This is a genomic window from Sphingomonas sp. SORGH_AS_0870 (assembly GCF_031453175.1).
Lineage (GTDB): Bacteria > Pseudomonadota > Alphaproteobacteria > Sphingomonadales > Sphingomonadaceae > Sphingomonas.
In genome coordinates this window covers 3,286,400-3,304,648 of sequence record NZ_JAVIYW010000002.1, presented here as the reverse complement: position 1 = coordinate 3,304,648, position 18,249 = coordinate 3,286,400, and the positions used below count along the sequence as shown (strand labels likewise).

Here is an 18,249-nt window from a genome sequence, read left to right as displayed (position 1 = left end):
ATTTCCGAGCGGGTCGCTCTGCCTCCCACGCACCGCCTTGCGCGCCTTCGATCGTGAAGGAACTGGGCCCCGGCCTTCGCCGGGGAACGGGGTTCGGTTGCAAGTGACCTGCCGCGCAAACCCCGCTAAAGCCCACCCATGTTCCGCATCGCTCGCTGGGCCCTGAAGGCCGCGCTCGCCTTTGTGATCGTCAGTGTCGTCTGGGTCGGCATCTATCGCTTCGTGCCGCCGCCCATCACCTTCACCATGCTGGGCGATGTGATCGGCGGGCATGGCGTGACCAAGGACTGGATGCCCTTGTCGGAGATGGACCCCGACATGGCGCGCGCGGCGATCGCGGGCGAGGATGCCCGTTTCTGCTCGCATAACGGATTCGATTTCAAGGCGATGGCCAGCGCCGCCTATCGCAACGCCAAGGGCGGGCGGATCCGCGGCGGCTCGACGATCAGCCAGCAGACCGCCAAGAACGCCTTCCTGTTCCAGAATGGGGGCTATGTCCGCAAGGCGTTCGAGGCCTGGTTCACCTTCCTGATCGAGACGCTGTGGGGCAAGCGGCGGATCATGGAGGTCTATCTCAACATCGCCGAGACCGGGATCGGGACGTACGGTGCCAATGCCGGGGCGATGCGCTATTTCGGGCATGACGCCTCGCATCTGTCGCCGACCGAGGCGGCGCGGATCGCGGCGGTGCTGCCGCTGCCCAAGAAGCGCGCGGCGGTGGCGCCGACCGGGTTCGTGCGCAGGCACGGCAACGTCATCGCGCGCTATGTGGGCGTGGTGCGGCGGCAGGGGCTGGATGCCTGTATCCGGTAACGGGGTGGGGGCTCGGTGAGACACCTTGCCCTCCCCCATCCCCTCCCGCTTGCGGGAGGGGCGTGCCGGTCGAGAGCGGCGGGATCATAAGGTCCCGGCTGGCGCGTGTCGGTCGCCACGAACACGCCCCTCCCGCAGGCGGGAGGGGATGGGGGAGGGCGGTCGGCCCATGCTCAGCATGCGCCTCGCAAAAGCCACGGTCTTCCACGACGATTGCGGGGATTCGAGGGGGAACCCATGCGCTGCCTGCCGCAATCGGACTGCTACTGCTCCAGGCCGTGCCCTCGGCTCTTCCGTTGCCCCGCATCACGCCGCGATCCGAATGTCCCCGGACCCAAGACGAGATCGTGATATGCGGTCGCCACGATGCGGCCGAACGCTATCTGATACCGCCATCCGCGCGTGGACCCTCCGGCATGGCGGACGAAGCGGGCGCGGGGCTGAGCGGTGCGAATATCCTGGGTGGCACGGGTCCCTGCGGCATCCATGCCGGGCAAAGACGCTGCACGACCGGCGAGGCTTGGCGGGCGGGCTATGGCGGGGGCCGCGATCCGCTGACCGTCGGCAGCAAGGTGCTGACCCGATTGATCGACCCGGATGCGGAGATCGACCCGCCATCGTCGCAACCGACCGGGCGTCGATAGGCCCGGCCGGTCGCAGATCGCTTTACTTGGCGTCGCCCGAAATCGCGTCGCCCGCCTTCTTGGCGGTATCGCCGACGCTCTTGGCGGCCGAGGTGACGGCCGCGTCCCGGCGGTTTTCCGCGCCGCCCCGGCTGAACAGATAGAAGCCGCCGACCAGCACCGCGATCAGCAGCACGATGGCGATCGCCATGCCGCCACCGCCGCCGCTACGCCGCTCGATCACCGTGGTATGCGGCTGCTGGGTGCCATAGGTTTCGGTAACACGTTCATCGGCCATGACATTCCCTCCTCTTGATTATGGAGGGGGCAACGCCATGACCGCCATACCGTTCCCGAAACGACTGGAAGCGGATCAGAAGGGCAGCTTGAAGCCCGGCGGCAGCGACAGGCCGCTGGTCATCTTGGACATTTCGCTGCCCGAAGCGGCATCCGCCTTGGTCCGCGCATCGTTGATCGCGGCGGCCAGCAGATCCTCCAGCATGCCCTTTTCCGACGGCTGCATCAGCGAATCGTCGATGGTGATGCCGATGATCCGCCCCTTGGCCGACGCCTTGACCTTGACCAGACCGCCGCCCGAGACGCCTTCGACCTCGATCGTGTCGAGATTGGCCTGCGCCTTTTCCAGTTCGTTCTGGACGTTCTGGGCCATGGCCAGGATTTCGTCGAGATTCTTCACATCATGCTCCGTTCACACTGCGTTTGCCGGGCCATTCCATCAATTCGGCCTCGGGGAAAGCCTCGCGGGCGGCGCGGACCATGTCCGACTCCCACGCGGCGGTCTTGATCGCTTCCTCGGCGGCGACCTGCTGCTCGTGCAGCGTCGGCTCACCGGGCACATCCTCCAGCGTGACGCGCCAGACCTGGCCCGTCGCCGTCTTCAGCGCCGCGATCAGCTCGCTCAGCGTATCCGCCGCGATCGGTCGCGATCCGCTGAACACCATCTCCGGGGGCGTATAACGCACCAGACGCGCCCCGTGGCGCAACCGCGCGGCGAGCGCCAGCTGCCCCATATCGTCCAGCCGGTCGATCATCGCGACGAAGCTGTCGGGCAGCTTGGGCGGCTCGGGCTCGGCGGGGGGAGGGGGCGGGGCCATGGCGGCTGGCGCGGGTGTGGGCGCGGCCTGTGGCACCGCCGCCGGAGCGCTGGGTACGGAAACGCCGCCATCGCGAATCTGCCGCGCCAGCTCGCCCGGATCGGGGAGCGTCGAGGCATGGATGGCGCGCAGCAGCGCCATCTCCGCCGCCTCGATCGGCAGGGCGGCGCGGGCGACCTCGTCATGGCCCTTCAGGAACAGCTGCCACAGCCGGTGCAGCGCCGGGAAGCTGAGCGACCCCGCCCATTCCTCGCGCGCGGCGCGTTCCTCCAGCGGCTGGGCGGCATCATGCGGCGTCCCGACCTTGGTCAGGGTGATGCCGTGCACCGTCTCCAGCAGCGAACGCAGCACCGATTGCGGGTCGACGCCATAGTCATATTGCCGCCGCAGCGAGGCAAGCGCCCCCGCGCCGTCGCCGTTCAGCACCAGTCCCAGCAGGTCGCGCACCGCGCCGCGATCCGACAGGCCCAGCATCTCGCGGACCGCCGCCGCGGTGACGCCGCCGCCCTCCAGATCGGCATGGGCGATCGCCTGGTCGAGGATCGACAGGCCGTCGCGCGCCGAGCCTTCCGCCGCGCGCGCGACCAGCATCAACGCCTCCTCCTCGGCGGTGACGCCTTCTTTCACGCAGATGTCGGCGAAATGCGCAGCCAGCTTGTCCGCCGTGATCCGCCGCAGGTCGAAACGCTGGCAGCGCGACAGGACGGTGATCGGGACCTTGTTCACTTCCGTGGTGGCGAACAGGAATTTCACATGCGCGGGCGGCTCCTCCAGCGTCTTCAACAGCGCGTTGAAGGCGTTCTTGGAGAGCATGTGGACTTCGTCGACGATATAGATCTTGAAGCGCGCCGAGACGGCGGCATAGCGCGACGCCTCGATGATCTCGCGCACGTCGTCGACGCCGGTATGGCTGGCGGCGTCCATCTCGATCACGTCGATATGGCGGCCCTCGGCGATGGCGCGGCACGGCTCGCATTGCCCGCAGGGCTGGATTGTCGGGCCACCGTTACCGTCCGGGCCGACGCAGTTGAGCGCCTTGGCGATCAGCCGCGCGGTCGAGGTCTTGCCGACCCCGCGCACGCCGGTCATCAGGAACGCATGGGCCAGCCGGTCGCGCTTGATCGCATTGCCCAGCGTCTGGACCATGGCATCCTGCCCAATCAGCGCGTCAAAGGTCTGCGGCCGGTATTTGCGCGCGAGGACGCGATACGCCTCCGCTTTGGCGGGCTGGGGCGGTTCGCCCAGGTCGAACGAATCAGCCATGCCGGGTCTGGGTGGTCGGGATAGGGGAAAGCATCGCCGACCAACATAGGCGCTCGGGCGCGCCGCGTCAGGTCAAATCGTGTGTTAGGGCACACACACAACCGTCGCCGCAGCGCAGGCTGGGGCCTTTGGCCAGTGCATCCCGCCAACGCGAAAAGGCCCCAGCCTGCGCTGGGGCGACGCTGCGTCGCGCGGTTCCGAAATGCTGGAAAGGTGGGAGCCGGGACGACCCGCAGCGAAATCGTTGCGGCTGCTTCCGTCAGGACCTGACCGGGTTGGCGATGACTACGTCCGCCCGACTCCCGCCGCGCATATGGCGAAACGAAGCCGGGGGATCAAGCCCTTATCCCACCGGCCCCGTTCGTCATGTCAGAGGGTCAGCGACGGAAGCACTGACGCTGCGGTCCATCCCAGGTGTGGACCCAGCGGCACACGACGCGCGGGCGTCCGTAACCGCGCCAGCCCGGACCGCGATCCCAGCTGTTGCCGCGATGCCAGCCGGGTCCACGGTCCCAGCCCGGACCCCGGTTCCAGCCGGGGCCGCGATCATGCCAGCCCGGCCCACGGTCCCAGCCCGGTCCACGCCCCGGTCCCGGACCCCAGCGGTCGTGCGGCCCATGCGGTGCGGCGGCGGCAGGCGCGGCGGCGGCGATACCCGAAACGGCGATCAGGCCGGCGCCCAAGACAGCAAGAAGTTTCATAACGCTTTACTCCCGGTAGGCCCGCCCTTCGGCGAGCATGGGAGGATATTGCCGAACCGGCGATGATTGCGTGCTGAACCAGTTGGTTATCGCACGTTCAGGGAAGCCGCGCGGTCAGCCCGTCGAGTTCGGGGGTCAGCAGGACCTGACAGGCCAGGCGGCTGGACCGGGTCGCATCGGGCACCAGATCGAGCATATCCTCTTCCTCCGCCAAGGGGGGCGCGATCCGGTCGAGATAGGCCGTATCGATCAGGACATGGCAGGTCGCGCATGCCATCTGTCCGCCGCACGTGCCCTCCATCGGCTGGCCCGCGCGTTGCCCGGCGCGCAGCAGCGTCTCGCCGGGCATGGCCTGGGTCGAAACCGCATCCCCCCGGCGGTCGATAAAGGTCAGGCCGATCATGGCCGCTGCGCCCTGGCGGCGGCGTCGAGCCGGGCGATGGCGGCCGTCAGGTCCGCCTCGGTGGTATAGCGGCCGAAGCCCAGCCGGATCGAGGATCTGGCCTGCGCATCGCCCAGGCCCAGCGCGCGCAGCACATGGCTGGTCCGCCCCGATCCGCTGGCGCAGGCGCTTCCCGCCGAAAAGGCGATGTCGCGGCAGTCGGACATCAGTCGCGCGACATCCAGCCCCTCGCGCCGGATGTTCAGATTGCCGCGATAGCGCCGGTCGGTCGACCCGTTGATCGTCCAGTCCGGCCCCAGCTGCGCGATCGCCACCGCCCAGAGCCGCTCGACATGCGCCATGTCCTCCTCGGCACGCGCCGCCATCAGCTTCGCCGCCACGCCGAACCCGGCACACAAAGCGGGGCTGAGCGTGCCCGAGCGGCCGCCCTCCTGATCGCCGCCATGGAGCAGCGAGGGCAGGGTGATGCCGTCCCTGATCCACAGCGCGCCGATGCCCTTGGGTCCATGGATTTTGTGCGCCGACAGCGCGATCAGATCGACGCCGTCGGGAATGGCGATCCGGCCATAGCCCTGCACCGCATCGCACAGCATCCAGGCACCGACGCGATGTGCTTCTTCGGCCAGCGCGGCGATGGGCTGGACGGTGCCGATCTCGTTGTTGACCAGCATCGCCGCGACCAGTCCGGTGCCCGGCGCGACGCCCGACGCGGCGGATGCGGGCGCGACCAGCCCCTCGTCATCGACCGGCAGGATGGTCAGGTCGCGCCCCGTCGCGTGGGCGGTGTCGAGCACGGCGGCATGTTCGATCGCCGTCGTGACGATGCCGCCGTTCGCGCCCTTGATCGCCCAGTTCAGCGCCTCGGTCGCGCCGCTGGTGAACACTACCCGCCCGCCCGAGGGCAGCAGCGCCGCCACCTGATCGCGCGCGACCTCGACGGCGGCACGCGCCTGTCGCCCGGCGCGGTGGGGGGAATGGGGATTTGCATGGCCCTGCTCCAGCCAGGGGAGCATCGCCTTCAGCGCCTCGGGCGCGAGCGGGGTCGTCGCCTGATAGTCGAGATAGATCATGCGACGCGCGTCCCCCGCGCGATGGCGCGCCAGGCGGTGACGAAGCGGTCGACATGCTCGCGCGTCGTGGAGCGGCCGAAGCTGACCCGCACCACCTCGCGCCCCGCCTCCTCGCTCCAGCCGAGCGCGGACAGGACGTGGCTGGGCTTCAGGCTGCCGCTGGCGCAGGCGCTGCCTGCCGAGACCGAGATATGTGCGAGATCGAACTGGATCAGCTGCGCCGCGGAGGGCTTGCCGGGCATGTGATAGCTGGCGATGGCCGGGTGGCGGCGGCTGGCATCGGCGACCACGATCCCGCCCGAGCGCCGGATCGCATCGTCGCAATAGGCGCGAAGTGCGGTATGGTCCGGCTCCGGCTCCGCGAGCGCCGCCGCATAGCCCACCACGCCGGGCATATTCTCGGTGCCGGGGCGATAGCCGCGCTCCTGCCCGCCGGTCGGGGCCAGCACCGCCAGGTTGCGGACCAGCAGCGCGCCGATGCCGGGCGGCCCGCCGCGCTTGTGCGCCGACAGCGCGACGAGGTCGGCATGGTCGATCACCGCGCGGTCCGCGCCCGCCGGCATCTGCGCGGCGTCGACCAGCAGGATGTGCCCGGCGGCGTGGATCGCCTCGGCCAGTTCGGCGATCGGCTGGCGCACGCCGGTTTCGCTATTGGCCCATTGCACCGTCACGACCGCGCGCGGACCGCTGAGGTCAGGCAGGCGCAGCACGCCGTCCGGCCCGACCGGCATCACCACGGCATCCGGGGCGGCGCGCAGCACCGCGTCATGGTCGATCGCGCCGACGAAGCGCCGCTCCGCCATCGACCGGGTCAGCGCGATCGACAGCGACTCGCTGGCCCCGCTGGTGAACAGGATCTCATGTGACCAGCCCAGCGCCCGCGCGATGGCCGAGCGGGCATCCTCCAGCAGCCTTTTGGCCGCGCGTCCCTCCGCATGGGGGGAGGAGGGGTTGGCCCAGGCTGCGCATCCCTGTGCCAGCGCCGCACGCGCGGCATCGGTCATCGGGGTGGTGGCGGCATGATCGAGGTAAAGACGGGACAGGGTTCGTTCCCTAGCTGGAATGATCGAACAATTGCGAAAAGGGCCTTCCCGCCTATATAGCGCAACGTTCCCGGCGCTCCACCAGCGCGATCCAGATCGGCGAGTTTTGATGCCCGAAGTCATTTTTCCCGGCCCCGAAGGCCGCCTCGAAGGCCGTTTCGCTCCCGCTCCGCGTCCGCGCGCGCCCGTCGCCATGATCCTGCACCCGCATCCCAATGCGGGCGGCACGATGAACAACCGGATCGTGCAGGAACTCTATAAGACCTTCCAGCGGCGCGGCTTCGCCACGCTGCGCTTCAACTTCCGCGGCGTGGGCAAGAGCCAGGGCACGTTCGACAACGGCATTGGCGAACTGTCCGACGCGGCCTCGGCGCTCGACTGGGTGCAGAGCTTCCACCCCGAAGCCTCGACCACCTGGATCGCGGGCGTCAGTTTCGGCGCGTGGATCGGGATGCAGCTGCTGATGCGCCGCCCGGAGATTCGCGGCTTCATCTCGGTCGCGCCGCCCGCCAACATGTACGACTTCACCTTCCTGGCGCCGTGCCCCTCCTCGGGCATCATCATCCAGGGCGAGGCCGACGAGGTCGCGACCCCGGCGGCGACCCAGAAGCTGGTCGACAAGCTGCGCACGCAGAAGCACATCACCATCCATCACGACACCATCCCCAAGGCGAACCATTTCTTCGAGCATGAAATGCCCGAGCTGATGGGGTCGGTGGACCGCTATCTCGACATGCGGCTGGATCCGAACTCGCCGATCCGGTGAGAATGGAAAACTGTAAGGGATTCCGGCGAAAGCCGGAATTCTTTGTTTCAATTGCCTTGTAAGCTTTCTGCTGGTGTTTGTCGCTTTAACCCTCTCTATATTTTTCCCTTTTTGATTCCCAAGACATCGTTTCTTTCGGCTTGGCTCTGCCCGGGAAAAGGTGGGAAACGCCACCAAATATGAAAAAGCCTTCTTTCAAATCGAGTGCCTTTTGTGGATCTGTTTCCCGTAGAAAAAACGATATTTGCATCATGCACCAATTGCAAATTTCTATGGCGCTATCTGCCCGATATAGATCTTGAATAGAAACTAGCTTAACATTCTTGATGTATTCTATGATAGAATTAAAGGTGTCGACTGTCTTATTTTGCTCGATGTACTCTAACTTGCGAGAGGCGAAAAGGAGCTTTGCTTCTTCATCAATTTTCGAAAGAAGAAGTAAATTGGGAAATTGCGAGCTAGATTGCCAAATCTCATGAGCTAAGCAGTTCCGAAATTCATATATCTCGATAAATTTTTCTTTAGTGTATCTAAATATTGATAAAATTTCATTATCGTGTGTAATATTGTTATGAGAATTCAAAAATTCTGACCTCTTCTTGGGGCTTGATAAATCTTTTATCCGTTGCGCAGCGCGATATACGTCTTCTTTGTGCGCATCATACAATACATCTTGCATTAATTTCTGAAAATAAGAGCACTTGCTTATTAATTTCGAAGATAATTCGTAGAACTTATCTTCTATTTGTATATTTGATCCGGTTGCCTTCGCTAGTTCGGTAATGCCGGTGATTTTCGTGTAATACTTGTTCATCTAAATCACCCCGCTATGTCTCGGAATGTCCGTCTTTTATCGACTGCAGCACTATATATTTGCAGTGCTACATCGGAGGCTTTGGCCTGCCAGCGTACCCGTTTCATAGGCCCCGTGCGCGGTGGAGAAATCCTCGCGCGAACAGGCCTCGCCCGCGAAAAAGAGGCGACCGTCGACCGACCCGGCCAGTCTGCCCCGCGCATCGGCATGGCCGACCCTGGCATGGCTATAGCTGCCGCCGATCAGCGGCATGCGTCGCCACCGGGTCGCGCCTATCGGCGTGAAGCGCCGCCGCCAGTCGCTGCCCAGCAGGGCCACCAGTTCGTCGATGGCGAAGGCCGCCGCCGCGCCGTCTTCCTCCAGCGCCTCGGCGCAGGGGCCGCCGAAGAAGCTCTCGATGATCGGCCAGCCAAAGGGGGATAGCCGGTGGCTGGCGGTGCAGGCGCTATACGGATTGCCGGTCAGATGCGCATGAGCGGGCCAGGGCAGGGGCCCTTCGACCGACAGGAAGACCTTGTCCGCTATCCCGAGCGGCAGCGCGGCGGCGGCCTCCTGCTTGGCGGGGAGGGGCGGGTCGAAGGTCAACTTGCCTTCCGCCAGGACCGGGGTGGGGACGGCCACGATAACGTGATCCGCCTCGATGGTCCCGGCTGAGGTTTCGATACGGATCGTCTGGCCGCGATGGTCGATGCGCGTCGCGGTGACGCCGGTCCGCACCGGCACATTCGCCGCATGATGCACGACGACCGTGCCATAGCCCTCGACCACCGCCCAATTGTCGTCGGTCGCGGCATTCTCATAGGCCGCCCAGTCGTGCAGCGACACCTCGGCCAGCGAGGCGCCATTGGCATAGCCCGAGATCGCGTCGATCATCGGCCGCCAGGGATCGTCATCGCCTACGAAGTCGGACAGCGGACGATCCGGCCCGTCGAGCGCGGCCATCGCCGCATCCTCGAACCGGGCATAGGCCTCGCCCGAGGCGCGCTTCTGGTCAGCGGGAAAGCCCAGCTCGTTCCACTGGACCTGCCAGTTGGGCGAGCGGCGGTCGATGGTGAAGCCCGCCTGCTCGGCGATGGCGGTCCAGGGATTGCGCCCCGCCGAATGGAGCCAGCCACAGCCATGATCGACCACATGACCGGTCGGCATTCGCACGCTCTGCGCCCGCCCGCCCAGCCGGTCCGCCGCCTCGATCAGCAGGACCTCGCACCCCGCATCGTGCAGCGTCCGCGCCGCCGCGATCCCGGCCGCGCCGCCGCCGATGACGACGGTGCGGCCGGTCATGGTCAGGCCGCCGCCAGCAACCGCTTCTCACCGGCGATGCGCATCATCGCCTTTTGCAGCTTCTCGAAGGCGCGCACCTCGATCTGGCGGACGCGCTCACGGCTGACGCCGTAAACCTGGCTCAGTTCCTCGAGCGTCTTGGGATCGTCGGTCAGGCGACGCTCGGTCAGGATGTGCTTCTCGCGGTCGTTCAGGTCGTCCATCGCGCTGACCAGCATGTCGTGGCGGACATCCGCCTCCTGCTGCTCGGCGACGACCGAGTCCTGAAGCGGCGCGTCATCGGCCAGCCAGTCCTGCCACTGGCCCTCGCCATCCTCGCGCATCGAGACGTTGAGCGAGGTGTCGCCCCCCATCGCCATGCGGCGGTTCATGCTGATGACCTCGTCCTCGTTGACGCCCAGATCGGTGGCGATCTTGGTCACGTCCTCGGGCCGCAGGTCGCCGTCCTCGAACGCGTCGAGCTTCGACTTCATCCGGCGCAGGTTGAAGAACAGCTTCTTCTGCGCCGCCGTGGTGCCCATTTTCACCAAGCTCCACGAGCGCAGGATATATTCCTGGATCGAGGCGCGGATCCACCACATCGCATAGGTGGCGAGGCGGAAGCCACGATCGGGCTCGAACTTCTTCACGCCCTGCATCAGACCGATATTGCCCTCCGAGATCAGCTCGGAGGTCGGCAGGCCATAGCCGCGATAGCCCATTGCGATCTTCGCCACGAGACGCAGGTGCGAGGTGACGAGCTGCGCCGCCGCCTCGGGGTCGCCATGCTCCTGAAAGCGCTTGGCGAGCATATATTCCTGCTCCGGGGCAAGGATCGGGAATTTCTTGATCTCGGCCAGATAGCGGTTGAGCGACTGCTCCCCGCCGAGCGCAGGAATCGTCGCCGGGACGTTGCTGCCTTTTGCCATGATCCTTATCTCCCTTTCTGGAGCGTCATTCCGTTTCGCCCCGTCGTCGGGCGCGAGGCGGTCTTCTGCTATACGTGAAGCCGACTGAACAGTTCCTGCATGTCGGGCGGCATCGGGCTCTCAAACGCCAAAGCGTGGCCGCTTATGGGATGAATGAAACCCAGATGCGCCGCGTGCAGGGCTTGGCGCCGGAAATCGAGTTCATCGAGCAGGGCTTTTTGAGCACCCTTTGCTCTACCATAAACTGGGTCGCCCAGCAAGGCGTGGCCCAGCGACTGCATATGCACCCGAACCTGATGCGTGCGGCCGGTCTCCAGGCGGCATTCGACCAGCGCGGCGTTGTTGAGCTTTTCGATGGTGCGGTAATGGGTCACGGCGCGCTTGCCGCCCGGCACGATCGCCACCTTCTTGCGGTTCTGCGGACTGCGGGCCAGCGGCGCGTCCACGCTGCCGTCGGCGGGTCGCGGAATGCCCCCGGTGATCGCGCGGTAGCGGCGGTCGATAGAATGCGCCGCGAACTGCTTGGCCAGCCCCTCATGGGTGCGGTCGGTCTTGGCCGCGACCATCAGGCCGGAGGTGTCCTTGTCGATCCGGTGGACGATGCCGGGCCGCGCCACGCCGCCGATCCCCGACAGCGATCCGCCGCAATGATGCAGCAGCGCGTTGACGAGCGTGCCGTCCAGATTGCCCGCCGCCGGATGCACGACCAACCCGGCGGGCTTGTCGATGACGATCAGATGCTCGTCCTCATAGGCGATGACGAGCGGAATATCCTGCGCCTCGTTATGCGCAGGGGTGGGCGCGGGGACCGCGACCTGGAACAGATCGCCCGCCGCCGCCCGCTTGGCGGGGTCGCGCGCCATCACGCCGTCGCGCGTCACCGCGCCGCTGGCGATCAGCACCTTCAGCCGTTCGCGCGACAGGGTCGGCACCGCATCGGCCAGCGCACGGTCCAACCGCCAGCCATCCGCTGTGGGCGCGATCCGCGCATCGATGATGGAAACCCCCCGGTCCATGGCCTAGTAAATTGGGCATGACCGTAACGATTTCAAGCGATACGCTGGACTTCCTGTTGATAACCGCCGCCGCTTCGCCCGATCGGGAGGTTTGCGGGCTGCTGCTGGGACAGGGGGATCGCATCGACCGGCTCGTGCCTTGCACCAATGTCGCGGCCGAGCCCTGGCACCGGTTCGAGATCGATCCGGCCGCGCTGATCGCGGCGCACCGCGCGGCGCGGGGCGGCGGGGCGGCGGTGATCGGTCATTATCACTCGCACCCGACCGGGCTGGCTGAACCGTCGCCGCGCGACGCCGCCGACGCCGCGCCCGACGGCAGTATCTGGCTGATCGCGGGGGGCGGACGGGTCACCGCCTGGCGCGCGGTCGCGGCGGGTGAGCGCCATGGCCGGTTCGATCCGCTCGCACTTGCTTGCGCATAGCGAATGCCCACGTCACAAAGGGCCAGTTTGTCGAGGGATTTTTCATGACCGTCAGCCCGGTGGATTTCGCGAGCCTGTTGTGTTCGCGACTGTGCCACGATCTCCTGTCCCCGGTGGGGGCGCTCAATAACGGGCTGGAGCTGCTGGCCGACGAGACCGACCCCGCCATGCGCGAACGCTGCATGGAATTGCTGGCCGACAGCGCGCGCGCCTCGGCCAACAAGCTGAAATTCTTCCGCCTGGCCTTTGGCGCGGGCGGCGGCTTTGCCGAGCGGGTCGACATGGGCGAGGCGAAGGCGGCGATCGAGGGGCTGCTGGTCGACAATCGCCGCACGACGCTGGGCTGGCTGGTCGAACAGCCCAGCCTGCCCAAGCCTGCGGTGCGCATCCTGATGAACCTGACGCTGATCGCGGCCGAGGCGCTGGCGCGCGGCGGCACGATCGACATCGGGGCCGAGGCGGGGCGCGAGGCGATCGAGATCGCGATCCGGATCGAGGGGCCGCGCATCCTGCTCGACCCCGAAATTCGCCGCACGCTGATGGAGGGGCAGGGGAGTGAGCCGCTGGGCTCGCGCACCGCACCCGCATTCCTGGTCCATACGCTGACCCACGAACATGGCGGCATGACACTGGTCCATGAGCCTGCGCCCAGTACGATGATCCTGGGGGCGGCCATCCGGGCGGGGTAAACGCCCTTTTAATCTTGTGGCGGCAAGAGGGAGCGGAAAGGACGCGCCCTCGGGGATTTATGGACGATCTGCTGCAGGAATTCATCGCCGAGACGCGCGAGACGCTGGAGGCGCTGTCCGGCGAGATCGTGGCCTGGGAAGCGGCGCCCGCCGACCGGGCGCGGCTCGATGCGATCTTCCGCTTCGTCCATACCGTCAAGGGAAGCTGCGGCTTTCTGGACCTGCCGCGCCTTGCCCGGCTCAGCCATGCCGCCGAGGACGTGCTGGCGGCGGCGCGCGACGGCAGCCGGACGCCCGATACCGCGCTGGTCGATGCGGTGCTGGGGATCGTCGACCGGATCGGCGCGGTGGTCGAGGCGATCGCGACGGGGACCGGGCTGGACGATTCGGACGACGACGCGCTGATCGCCGCGCTGACCCGGACGGAAACCGCGCCGGTCGCCCCCGTCGCCAGGGTGGCGGTGCCGAGCCGCGCCGCACCGCGCAGCATCCGCCTGAATGTCGACCTGCTCGACCGGATGATGAGCGGCATGTCCGACATGGTGCTGGCGCGCAACGAACTCGCGCGGCGGCTTCGCGACTCCGTGCTCGACCCGCGGGTCGAGGCGGCGCTCGACCGGCTGTCGCTGACCGTCGCCGACATGCGCGACACGGTGACGCGGACGCGGATGCAGAAGGTCGACGGGCTGTTCTCCGCCCTGCCGCGCATGGTCCGCGACACCGCCGCCGAACTGGGCAAGGCGGTGGCGCTGCGCATCGAGGGGGCGGATGTCGACCTGGACCGCGAGATGATCGAGATGATGCGCGACCCGCTGGTCCACATCATCCGCAACGCGATCGACCATGGCATCGAGACCCCCGCCGAGCGTCGCCGTCTGGGCAAGCCGGAGACCGGGCAGATCTGCGTCGCCGCGCGCCAGTCGGGCAACCAGATCCTGATCGAGATCGAGGATGACGGCGCCGGGATCGACGTCGCACGCATCGCCGCCAAAGCGGTGGCGAGCGGCGTCCATAGCGCGGGTGAGGTCGCCGCGATGACCGCCGCCGACAAGCAGAAGCTGGTCTTCGAGCCGGGCCTGTCCAGCCGCGATACGGTGTCGACCATGTCGGGACGCGGGGTCGGCATGGACGTGGTTCGCGCCAATATCGAGCATGTCGGCGGCCGCGTCGCGCTGGACAACCGGCCGGGCCGGGGGCTGGCGATCACCATCCAGGTGCCGCTGACCCTGTCGATCATGTCGACCATCGTCGTCGCGGTCGGCGACCAGCGTTTCGCCATCGCGCGCCAGTCGATCGAGGAGATCGTCAAGATTCGCGGCGATCAGGTCCGCATCGATCCGGTCGGCGCGGTCGAGGTCGCGACGGTGCGCGGACGGCGTCTGCCGATGCTGCCGCTGGGCCGTTTCCTGGGCGTCGGTCCCGCCGAGCCCATGACGCTGGTCATCATATCGACCCGCGACGGCGACTATGCGCTGGGGGTGGACGATGTGCTGGATACCGAGGAGGTGGTGGTCAAGCCCGCCGCCCCGGCGGTGATGGGCAGCGGCCTTTACGCCGGACAGACGCTGCCCGACAGCGGCCTGCCGATGCTGCTGCTCGACGGCGGCGGGCTGGCGCAGGCGGCCGGGCTCCGTTTCCACCGCGAGGTCATCGCGGCGAGCGAGGACGATGCCGACGAAGCGGCGATCCCGGCGCTGTTGTTCGACGATCTGGATGGCTGCCGCCGCGCGATGCCGCTGGGCGCGATCGACCGGGTCGAAAAGGCCGAGGCGGCGGCGGTCCATCATTCGGGCGGCCGCGTCCGGCTGGTGGTGGGCGAGACGACGATGCCGCTGCACCATGTCGATGCCCGGGCGCTCGACCGCGCGACCGTGGGGGGCGAGATCGAGGTGCTGCGCCTGACCGATGGCGAGGCCGAATGCGCCTATGCGATCGCCGCCGCGCTGGAGATCATTCAGCTGCCCGCCGATATCGCTCCGTCGCCTGGGGACGGCACGGTGCTGGGCGTCGCGGTGTGGCAGGGCGAGCCGATCGAGATCCTCGACCCGCTGGCGCTGTTCGGCGGCACGGCGAGCGGGGTGGGCGACCATGGCCCGCTCCTCTGCCTGCTCGACGGGGCTGGGGCGGCCTGGATGGACCGTTTCCTGCGCCCGGTGCTGGAGGCCAATGGCTATCGCTGCGCGGTTCAGGCGGCGGACAACGAGGTTCCTGCCGTCCGCCTGATGATGGAGGACGAGCCCTTGCCCGAGGATGCCTCGGGCGCGCCGGTGGTGCGACTGCGCCGCGAGCGCGATGCGGCGTCCGATGCCGACAGCGTCTATCGCTATGACCGCCCCGCGCTGATCGCCGCGCTGGCCAGCCATGCGCGCCGGGGAGGCCGCTGATGCCGCTGTTCCTGATCGCCCGCATCGCCGACCAGGGCGTGGTGTTCGACGCCGACCAGGTCGATTCGGTGGTCGATATCGGCGAGGTCGTGGCGGTGCCCCGTGCCGAGCCGTCGGTACGCGGGCTGACCGCGCTGCGCAGCCGTGTCATCACCGTGGTCGACACCCGGCTGGCGCTGGGGCTGGAGCCGACCGCCGACCATATCCGCCGCGCGGTCATCACCCGGCAGGACGGCCATTATTACGCCATGCTGGTCGATGCGCTGGACGATATCGAGACGTTCGAGACCCGCCCGATGCCGCATGCGCCGCCGCGCGAGGGGCGCTGGTCGCGCGCGGCGGGCGGCATGGTGGTGCGCGATGGCGAGCCGCTGCTGGTGCTCGACCTGGCCCGGCTGGTCCCGCCGCCCGCGGCGGCGGCCGCCTGAGCCATTAACCCGGCTCTTACTTTCGCAGGGTTAGATGGCCTTCGGGATCCCGCTGGGGTCTTTGCTGTAACAAGGCGTGCCCCATGAAAACCTGTCTCGTCGTCGATGACTCCAAGGTGATCCGCAAGGTCGCCCGACATATATTGGAGACGCTGGACCTTCAGGTGCGCGAGGCGGGCGATGGGCGCGAGGCGCTGGACGCCTGTCTGGAATCGGTGCCCGACGTGGTCCTGCTCGACTGGAACATGCCGGTGATGAGCGGGATGGATTTCCTGCGCGCGTTGCGTGAGGCCAATCTGGACCGGCGGCCGCGCATCGTGTTCTGCACCACCGAAAACGGTATGGCGCATATCCGCGCGGCGATCGATGCCGGGGCGGACGAATATATCATGAAGCCGTTCGACCGCGACACGCTGGAGAGCAAGCTCCAGCTGGTCGGCGTCATCTGAGCCCCGCCGACCGGCCGCCCATGCGCAGCGCCATGGCGTCTTTCCTCCAACCCGATATCGCGCCGCGACCGGCCAGCCGCATCCTGATCGTCGACGATTCGGCGGTCGCGCGCGCGCTGATCGCCGGGCAGATCGCCGGGCATGACCGCTTCGTGCTTGCGGGGCAGTCGACCCATGTCGAAGGTGCGCTGACCTTTCTGGCCCAGAACCGGGTCGACATCATCCTGCTGGATGTCGAGATGCCCGGACAGGACGGCATCTCCGCCCTGCCGCGCATGCTGGCGGCGGGGCGCGGCGCGCGGATCATCATCGTCTCGGCCTCCACGCCCAAGGGCGGCGCGGCGACGGTGCAGGCGCTGGCGCACGGCGCGGCCGACACGCTGGTCAAGCCGCTGCCCCAGAGGCTGGCCGAGTTCGGCGAGATCCTGCGGCACAAGCTCGATGCGCTGGCCGGGACCGGGTCCGGAGCCGGGGTGGGGGAGGGCGATGCATCGTCGCCGCCCGCCGCCGCCGCGCCGATCGCCCCGGCATCGGCACGGGGTGCGGCGCTGCCCGAGATGATCGGGATCGGGGCGTCGACGGGCGGCATTCACGCGCTGGCCAAGCTCCTGGAACGGGTGCCCGCCAGCATGTCGGTGCCGATCGTCGTCACCCAACACCTGCCCGCGTCCTTCATGTCCTATTTCGCCGCGCAGCTGGCGGCGGTGGCGCGGCGGCCCTGCGACATTGCCGAGGACCGGATGCGGTTGCGGCCGGGCCGGATCCTGATCGCGCCGGGCGATGCGCATGTCACCTTTGTCGGGCTGCCCGACGGCGGCGCGTCGATCCGGCTGAAGCATGACCGGGCGAGCAGCGGCTGCCTGCCCTCGGTCGACCCGATGTTCGCCTCGATGGCGGAGCTGTGGGGCAGCCGGGCCTGGGGCATCGTGCTGACGGGCATGGGGCGTGACGGGATGGAGGGCGCGCGGATGTTGAAGGCGGCGGGGGGAAGGATCATCGCACAGGATCAGGCCAGTTCGGTCGTCTGGGGCATGCCCGGCGCGGTCGTCCGCCGCCACCTGGCCGATCAGGTCCTGCCGCCCGAGGCGATCGGCGCGATGCTGGCCGCGGGTGCGGCCAAGGCCGCGCAGCCATGATGGCGTCCGTGCCCCACAGCCCCCGCGCGATGCCGATCCGCTCCAACCCCGCCGCCGAGCCCGCCTCCCGCCAGGCGCTGACCGTCCTGGCCGCGTTGCTCGAGGCGCGCACGGGGCAACAGATCGTCAGCCACCGTTCGACCCGCGTGGACACCGTGTTGCTGCCGCTGATGCGCGAACGGCGGCTGGAGACGCTGGACCAGCTGGTCCTCGCGCTGCTCGACGGGCGCGACCCGCATCTGGCGGGCCGGGTGGTCGATGCGCTGATCAATTGCGAGACGTCGTTCTTCCGCGACCAGCATGTCTTCGACCAGATCGTCGAGATCGTCGCCGAGGTGGAGCGCAGCGGCCGCCGCGCGCGGATCTGGAGCGCGGGATGTTCGACCGGGCAGGAGCCCCTGTCGCTGGCGATGATCTTTGCCGAGCGTCAGCAGGTGAGCGGGGCGGCGATGCCGGAGATCGTCGCCACCGATGTCTGCGAGGCGGCGCTCGCCCGGGCGCGCAGCGGCTGCTACACCCAGTTCGAGGTGCAGCGCGGGCTGCCGATCCGGCATCTCGTCCGCTGGTTCGAAGGGCGGCCCAACAATGAATTCGCCGCGCGGCCCGACCTGCTGCGCCACATCGCTTTTCGCCACATGAACCTGGTGCTCGACCCGCCACCGGGCGGCGCCTTCGATCTGGTGCTGTGCCGCAACGTCATGCTGTATTTCTCGCCCGCCCCCAAGCGCCGCGCCTTTCAGACGCTGGCCGCCGCGATGCGGCCCTCGGGCGGACTGATTCTGGGCGCGGGCGAGACGGTGATCGGCCAGACCGACCTGTTCCAGCTCAATCCGGCCGGGCGCGGCGTTTACGAGAAATGCGATCCCGACGATCCCATAAGGAGCCTATGAAGTCATATCCTTGATGCTCCGATGCCGCTAACAGG

The 18,249-nt window shown here is 67.6% G+C and carries 21 protein-coding genes and 1 other RNA gene; 10 read left to right on the top strand and 12 right to left on the bottom strand.

Translation table 11 applies throughout. The features are described 5' to 3' along the window. Window positions 1-138 precede the first annotated feature (138 nt). Window positions 139-813: a monofunctional biosynthetic peptidoglycan transglycosylase gene (mtgA, locus tag QE363_RS15315; protein ID WP_307100004.1), complete on the top strand. Its 675-nt coding sequence runs from the start codon at window positions 139-141 to the stop codon at window positions 811-813. A 416-nt stretch (window positions 814-1,229) separates the two neighbouring features. Then, the gene (locus QE363_RS15310; RefSeq protein WP_309696613.1) at window positions 1,230-1,457 is read left to right on the top strand and encodes a hypothetical protein; all 228 of its coding nucleotides are present in this window, start codon (window positions 1,230-1,232) and stop codon (window positions 1,455-1,457) included. A 22-nt stretch (window positions 1,458-1,479) separates the two neighbouring features. On the opposite strand, the gene QE363_RS15305 is transcribed toward QE363_RS15310, so the two are convergent. From QE363_RS15305 to QE363_RS15270, 8 genes are all read right to left on the bottom strand, one after another. Beyond that, a complete protein-coding gene (locus tag QE363_RS15305; RefSeq protein ID WP_219020342.1) occupies window positions 1,480-1,734 on the bottom strand; it encodes a hypothetical protein in 255 nt (84 codons plus the stop codon). Window positions 1,735-1,809: 75 nt separating this feature from the next. Beyond that, window positions 1,810-2,133 carry a YbaB/EbfC family nucleoid-associated protein gene (locus QE363_RS15300; RefSeq protein ID WP_307100000.1) on the bottom strand — a complete coding sequence of 108 codons (324 nt, stop codon included), beginning with the start codon at window positions 2,131-2,133 and terminating at the stop codon, window positions 1,810-1,812. Window position 2,134: 1 nt separating this feature from the next. Then, a complete protein-coding gene (locus QE363_RS15295; protein ID WP_309696609.1) occupies window positions 2,135-3,814 on the bottom strand; it encodes a DNA polymerase III subunit gamma/tau in 1,680 nt (559 codons plus the stop codon). A gap of 209 nt (window positions 3,815-4,023) precedes the next feature. Further along, an RNA gene (ffs, locus tag QE363_RS15290) (signal recognition particle sRNA small type) lies at window positions 4,024-4,121 on the bottom strand. A gap of 70 nt (window positions 4,122-4,191) precedes the next feature. Beyond that, window positions 4,192-4,515: a hypothetical protein gene (locus tag QE363_RS15285; RefSeq protein WP_309696607.1), complete on the bottom strand. Its 324-nt coding sequence runs from the start codon at window positions 4,513-4,515 to the stop codon at window positions 4,192-4,194. Window positions 4,516-4,612: 97 nt separating this feature from the next. Continuing rightward, window positions 4,613-4,918 (bottom strand): 2Fe-2S iron-sulfur cluster-binding protein, encoded by a 306-nt coding sequence (locus QE363_RS15280; protein ID WP_309696605.1) that lies wholly within the window; start codon window positions 4,916-4,918, stop codon window positions 4,613-4,615. Further along, complete coding sequence (locus QE363_RS15275; RefSeq protein ID WP_309696603.1) at window positions 4,915-5,988, bottom strand: cysteine desulfurase family protein; 1,074 nt, start codon at window positions 5,986-5,988, stop codon at window positions 4,915-4,917. The genes QE363_RS15280 and QE363_RS15275 overlap by 4 nt, the downstream gene beginning before the upstream one ends. Continuing rightward, the gene (locus QE363_RS15270; protein ID WP_309698221.1) at window positions 5,985-7,031 is read right to left on the bottom strand and encodes an aminotransferase class V-fold PLP-dependent enzyme; all 1,047 of its coding nucleotides are present in this window, start codon (window positions 7,029-7,031) and stop codon (window positions 5,985-5,987) included. The genes QE363_RS15275 and QE363_RS15270 overlap by 4 nt, the downstream gene beginning before the upstream one ends. A 109-nt stretch (window positions 7,032-7,140) precedes the next feature. Here QE363_RS15270 and QE363_RS15265 point away from each other — a divergent pair, with 109 nt between their 5' ends. After that, a complete protein-coding gene (locus tag QE363_RS15265) occupies window positions 7,141-7,797 on the top strand; it encodes an alpha/beta hydrolase (protein ID WP_007404127.1) in 657 nt (218 codons plus the stop codon). Window positions 7,798-7,882: 85 nt separating this feature from the next. On the opposite strand, the gene QE363_RS15260 is transcribed toward QE363_RS15265, so the two are convergent. From QE363_RS15260 to QE363_RS15245, 4 genes are all read right to left on the bottom strand, one after another. Next, the gene (locus tag QE363_RS15260; RefSeq protein WP_309696599.1) at window positions 7,883-8,611 is read right to left on the bottom strand and encodes a hypothetical protein; all 729 of its coding nucleotides are present in this window, start codon (window positions 8,609-8,611) and stop codon (window positions 7,883-7,885) included. A 51-nt stretch (window positions 8,612-8,662) separates the two neighbouring features. Next, entirely contained in the window at window positions 8,663-9,892 is a 1,230-nt protein-coding gene (locus QE363_RS15255) for an NAD(P)/FAD-dependent oxidoreductase (protein ID WP_309696597.1), read from the bottom strand. A gap of 2 nt (window positions 9,893-9,894) precedes the next feature. Then, window positions 9,895-10,800, bottom strand: coding sequence for an RNA polymerase sigma factor RpoH (gene rpoH, locus QE363_RS15250; protein ID WP_007404166.1), 906 nt, complete (start codon window positions 10,798-10,800; stop codon window positions 9,895-9,897). A gap of 68 nt (window positions 10,801-10,868) precedes the next feature. Then, on the bottom strand, window positions 10,869-11,816 hold the full coding sequence (locus QE363_RS15245; RefSeq protein ID WP_309696591.1) for an RluA family pseudouridine synthase: 948 nt from the start codon (window positions 11,814-11,816) through the stop codon (window positions 10,869-10,871). Window positions 11,817-11,833: 17 nt separating this feature from the next. Here QE363_RS15245 and QE363_RS15240 point away from each other — a divergent pair, with 17 nt between their 5' ends. The 7 genes from QE363_RS15240 to QE363_RS15210 all read left to right on the top strand — a co-directional run bounded on the left by QE363_RS15240 (window position 11,834) and on the right by QE363_RS15210 (window position 18,214). Then, entirely contained in the window at window positions 11,834-12,238 is a 405-nt protein-coding gene (locus tag QE363_RS15240) for a M67 family metallopeptidase (protein ID WP_309696589.1), read from the top strand. Between the two features lie 44 nt (window positions 12,239-12,282). Further along, window positions 12,283-12,927 (top strand): histidine phosphotransferase family protein, encoded by a 645-nt coding sequence (locus QE363_RS15235; RefSeq protein WP_309696587.1) that lies wholly within the window; start codon window positions 12,283-12,285, stop codon window positions 12,925-12,927. Between the two features lie 59 nt (window positions 12,928-12,986). Continuing rightward, a complete protein-coding gene (locus tag QE363_RS15230; protein ID WP_309696585.1) occupies window positions 12,987-15,311 on the top strand; it encodes a chemotaxis protein CheA in 2,325 nt (774 codons plus the stop codon). Beyond that, a complete protein-coding gene (locus QE363_RS15225) occupies window positions 15,311-15,739 on the top strand; it encodes a chemotaxis protein CheW (RefSeq protein ID WP_309696583.1) in 429 nt (142 codons plus the stop codon). Before QE363_RS15230 ends, QE363_RS15225 begins: the two co-directional genes overlap by 1 nt. A gap of 83 nt (window positions 15,740-15,822) precedes the next feature. Further along, the gene (locus QE363_RS15220) at window positions 15,823-16,188 is read left to right on the top strand and encodes a response regulator (RefSeq protein ID WP_307099978.1); all 366 of its coding nucleotides are present in this window, start codon (window positions 15,823-15,825) and stop codon (window positions 16,186-16,188) included. Window positions 16,189-16,220: 32 nt separating this feature from the next. Beyond that, window positions 16,221-17,324 (top strand): chemotaxis-specific protein-glutamate methyltransferase CheB, encoded by a 1,104-nt coding sequence (gene cheB, locus QE363_RS15215; RefSeq protein WP_309696580.1) that lies wholly within the window; start codon window positions 16,221-16,223, stop codon window positions 17,322-17,324. Continuing rightward, window positions 17,321-18,214 carry a protein-glutamate O-methyltransferase CheR gene (locus QE363_RS15210; RefSeq protein ID WP_309696578.1) on the top strand — a complete coding sequence of 298 codons (894 nt, stop codon included), beginning with the start codon at window positions 17,321-17,323 and terminating at the stop codon, window positions 18,212-18,214. The genes cheB and QE363_RS15210 overlap by 4 nt, the downstream gene beginning before the upstream one ends. Window positions 18,215-18,249 lie beyond the last annotated feature (35 nt).

Excerpts from the sequence above, each read along its gene's own strand:
- mtgA (WP_307100004.1), top strand. The coding sequence starts at position 139 with ATGTTCCGCATCGCTCGCTGGGCCCTGAAGGCCGCGCTCGCCTTTGTG.
- QE363_RS15310 (WP_309696613.1), top strand. The coding sequence starts at position 1,230 with ATGGCGGACGAAGCGGGCGCGGGGCTGAGCGGTGCGAATATCCTGGGT.
- QE363_RS15305 (WP_219020342.1), bottom strand. The coding sequence starts at position 1,734 with ATGGCCGATGAACGTGTTACCGAAACCTATGGCACCCAGCAGCCGCAT.
- QE363_RS15295 (WP_309696609.1), bottom strand. The coding sequence starts at position 3,814 with ATGGCTGATTCGTTCGACCTGGGCGAACCGCCCCAGCCCGCCAAAGCG.
- QE363_RS15285 (WP_309696607.1), bottom strand. The coding sequence starts at position 4,515 with ATGAAACTTCTTGCTGTCTTGGGCGCCGGCCTGATCGCCGTTTCGGGT.
- QE363_RS15280 (WP_309696605.1), bottom strand. The coding sequence starts at position 4,918 with ATGATCGGCCTGACCTTTATCGACCGCCGGGGGGATGCGGTTTCGACC.
- QE363_RS15275 (WP_309696603.1), bottom strand. The coding sequence starts at position 5,988 with ATGATCTATCTCGACTATCAGGCGACGACCCCGCTCGCGCCCGAGGCG.
- QE363_RS15265 (WP_007404127.1), top strand. The coding sequence starts at position 7,141 with ATGCCCGAAGTCATTTTTCCCGGCCCCGAAGGCCGCCTCGAAGGCCGT.
- QE363_RS15260 (WP_309696599.1), bottom strand. The coding sequence starts at position 8,611 with ATGAACAAGTATTACACGAAAATCACCGGCATTACCGAACTAGCGAAG.
- QE363_RS15255 (WP_309696597.1), bottom strand. The coding sequence starts at position 9,892 with ATGACCGGCCGCACCGTCGTCATCGGCGGCGGCGCGGCCGGGATCGCG.
- rpoH (WP_007404166.1), bottom strand. The coding sequence starts at position 10,800 with ATGGCAAAAGGCAGCAACGTCCCGGCGACGATTCCTGCGCTCGGCGGG.
- QE363_RS15245 (WP_309696591.1), bottom strand. The coding sequence starts at position 11,816 with ATGGACCGGGGGGTTTCCATCATCGATGCGCGGATCGCGCCCACAGCG.
- QE363_RS15240 (WP_309696589.1), top strand. The coding sequence starts at position 11,834 with ATGACCGTAACGATTTCAAGCGATACGCTGGACTTCCTGTTGATAACC.
- QE363_RS15235 (WP_309696587.1), top strand. The coding sequence starts at position 12,283 with ATGACCGTCAGCCCGGTGGATTTCGCGAGCCTGTTGTGTTCGCGACTG.
- QE363_RS15230 (WP_309696585.1), top strand. The coding sequence starts at position 12,987 with ATGGACGATCTGCTGCAGGAATTCATCGCCGAGACGCGCGAGACGCTG.
- QE363_RS15225 (WP_309696583.1), top strand. The coding sequence starts at position 15,311 with ATGCCGCTGTTCCTGATCGCCCGCATCGCCGACCAGGGCGTGGTGTTC.
- QE363_RS15220 (WP_307099978.1), top strand. The coding sequence starts at position 15,823 with ATGAAAACCTGTCTCGTCGTCGATGACTCCAAGGTGATCCGCAAGGTC.
- cheB (WP_309696580.1), top strand. The coding sequence starts at position 16,221 with ATGGCGTCTTTCCTCCAACCCGATATCGCGCCGCGACCGGCCAGCCGC.
- QE363_RS15210 (WP_309696578.1), top strand. The coding sequence starts at position 17,321 with ATGATGGCGTCCGTGCCCCACAGCCCCCGCGCGATGCCGATCCGCTCC.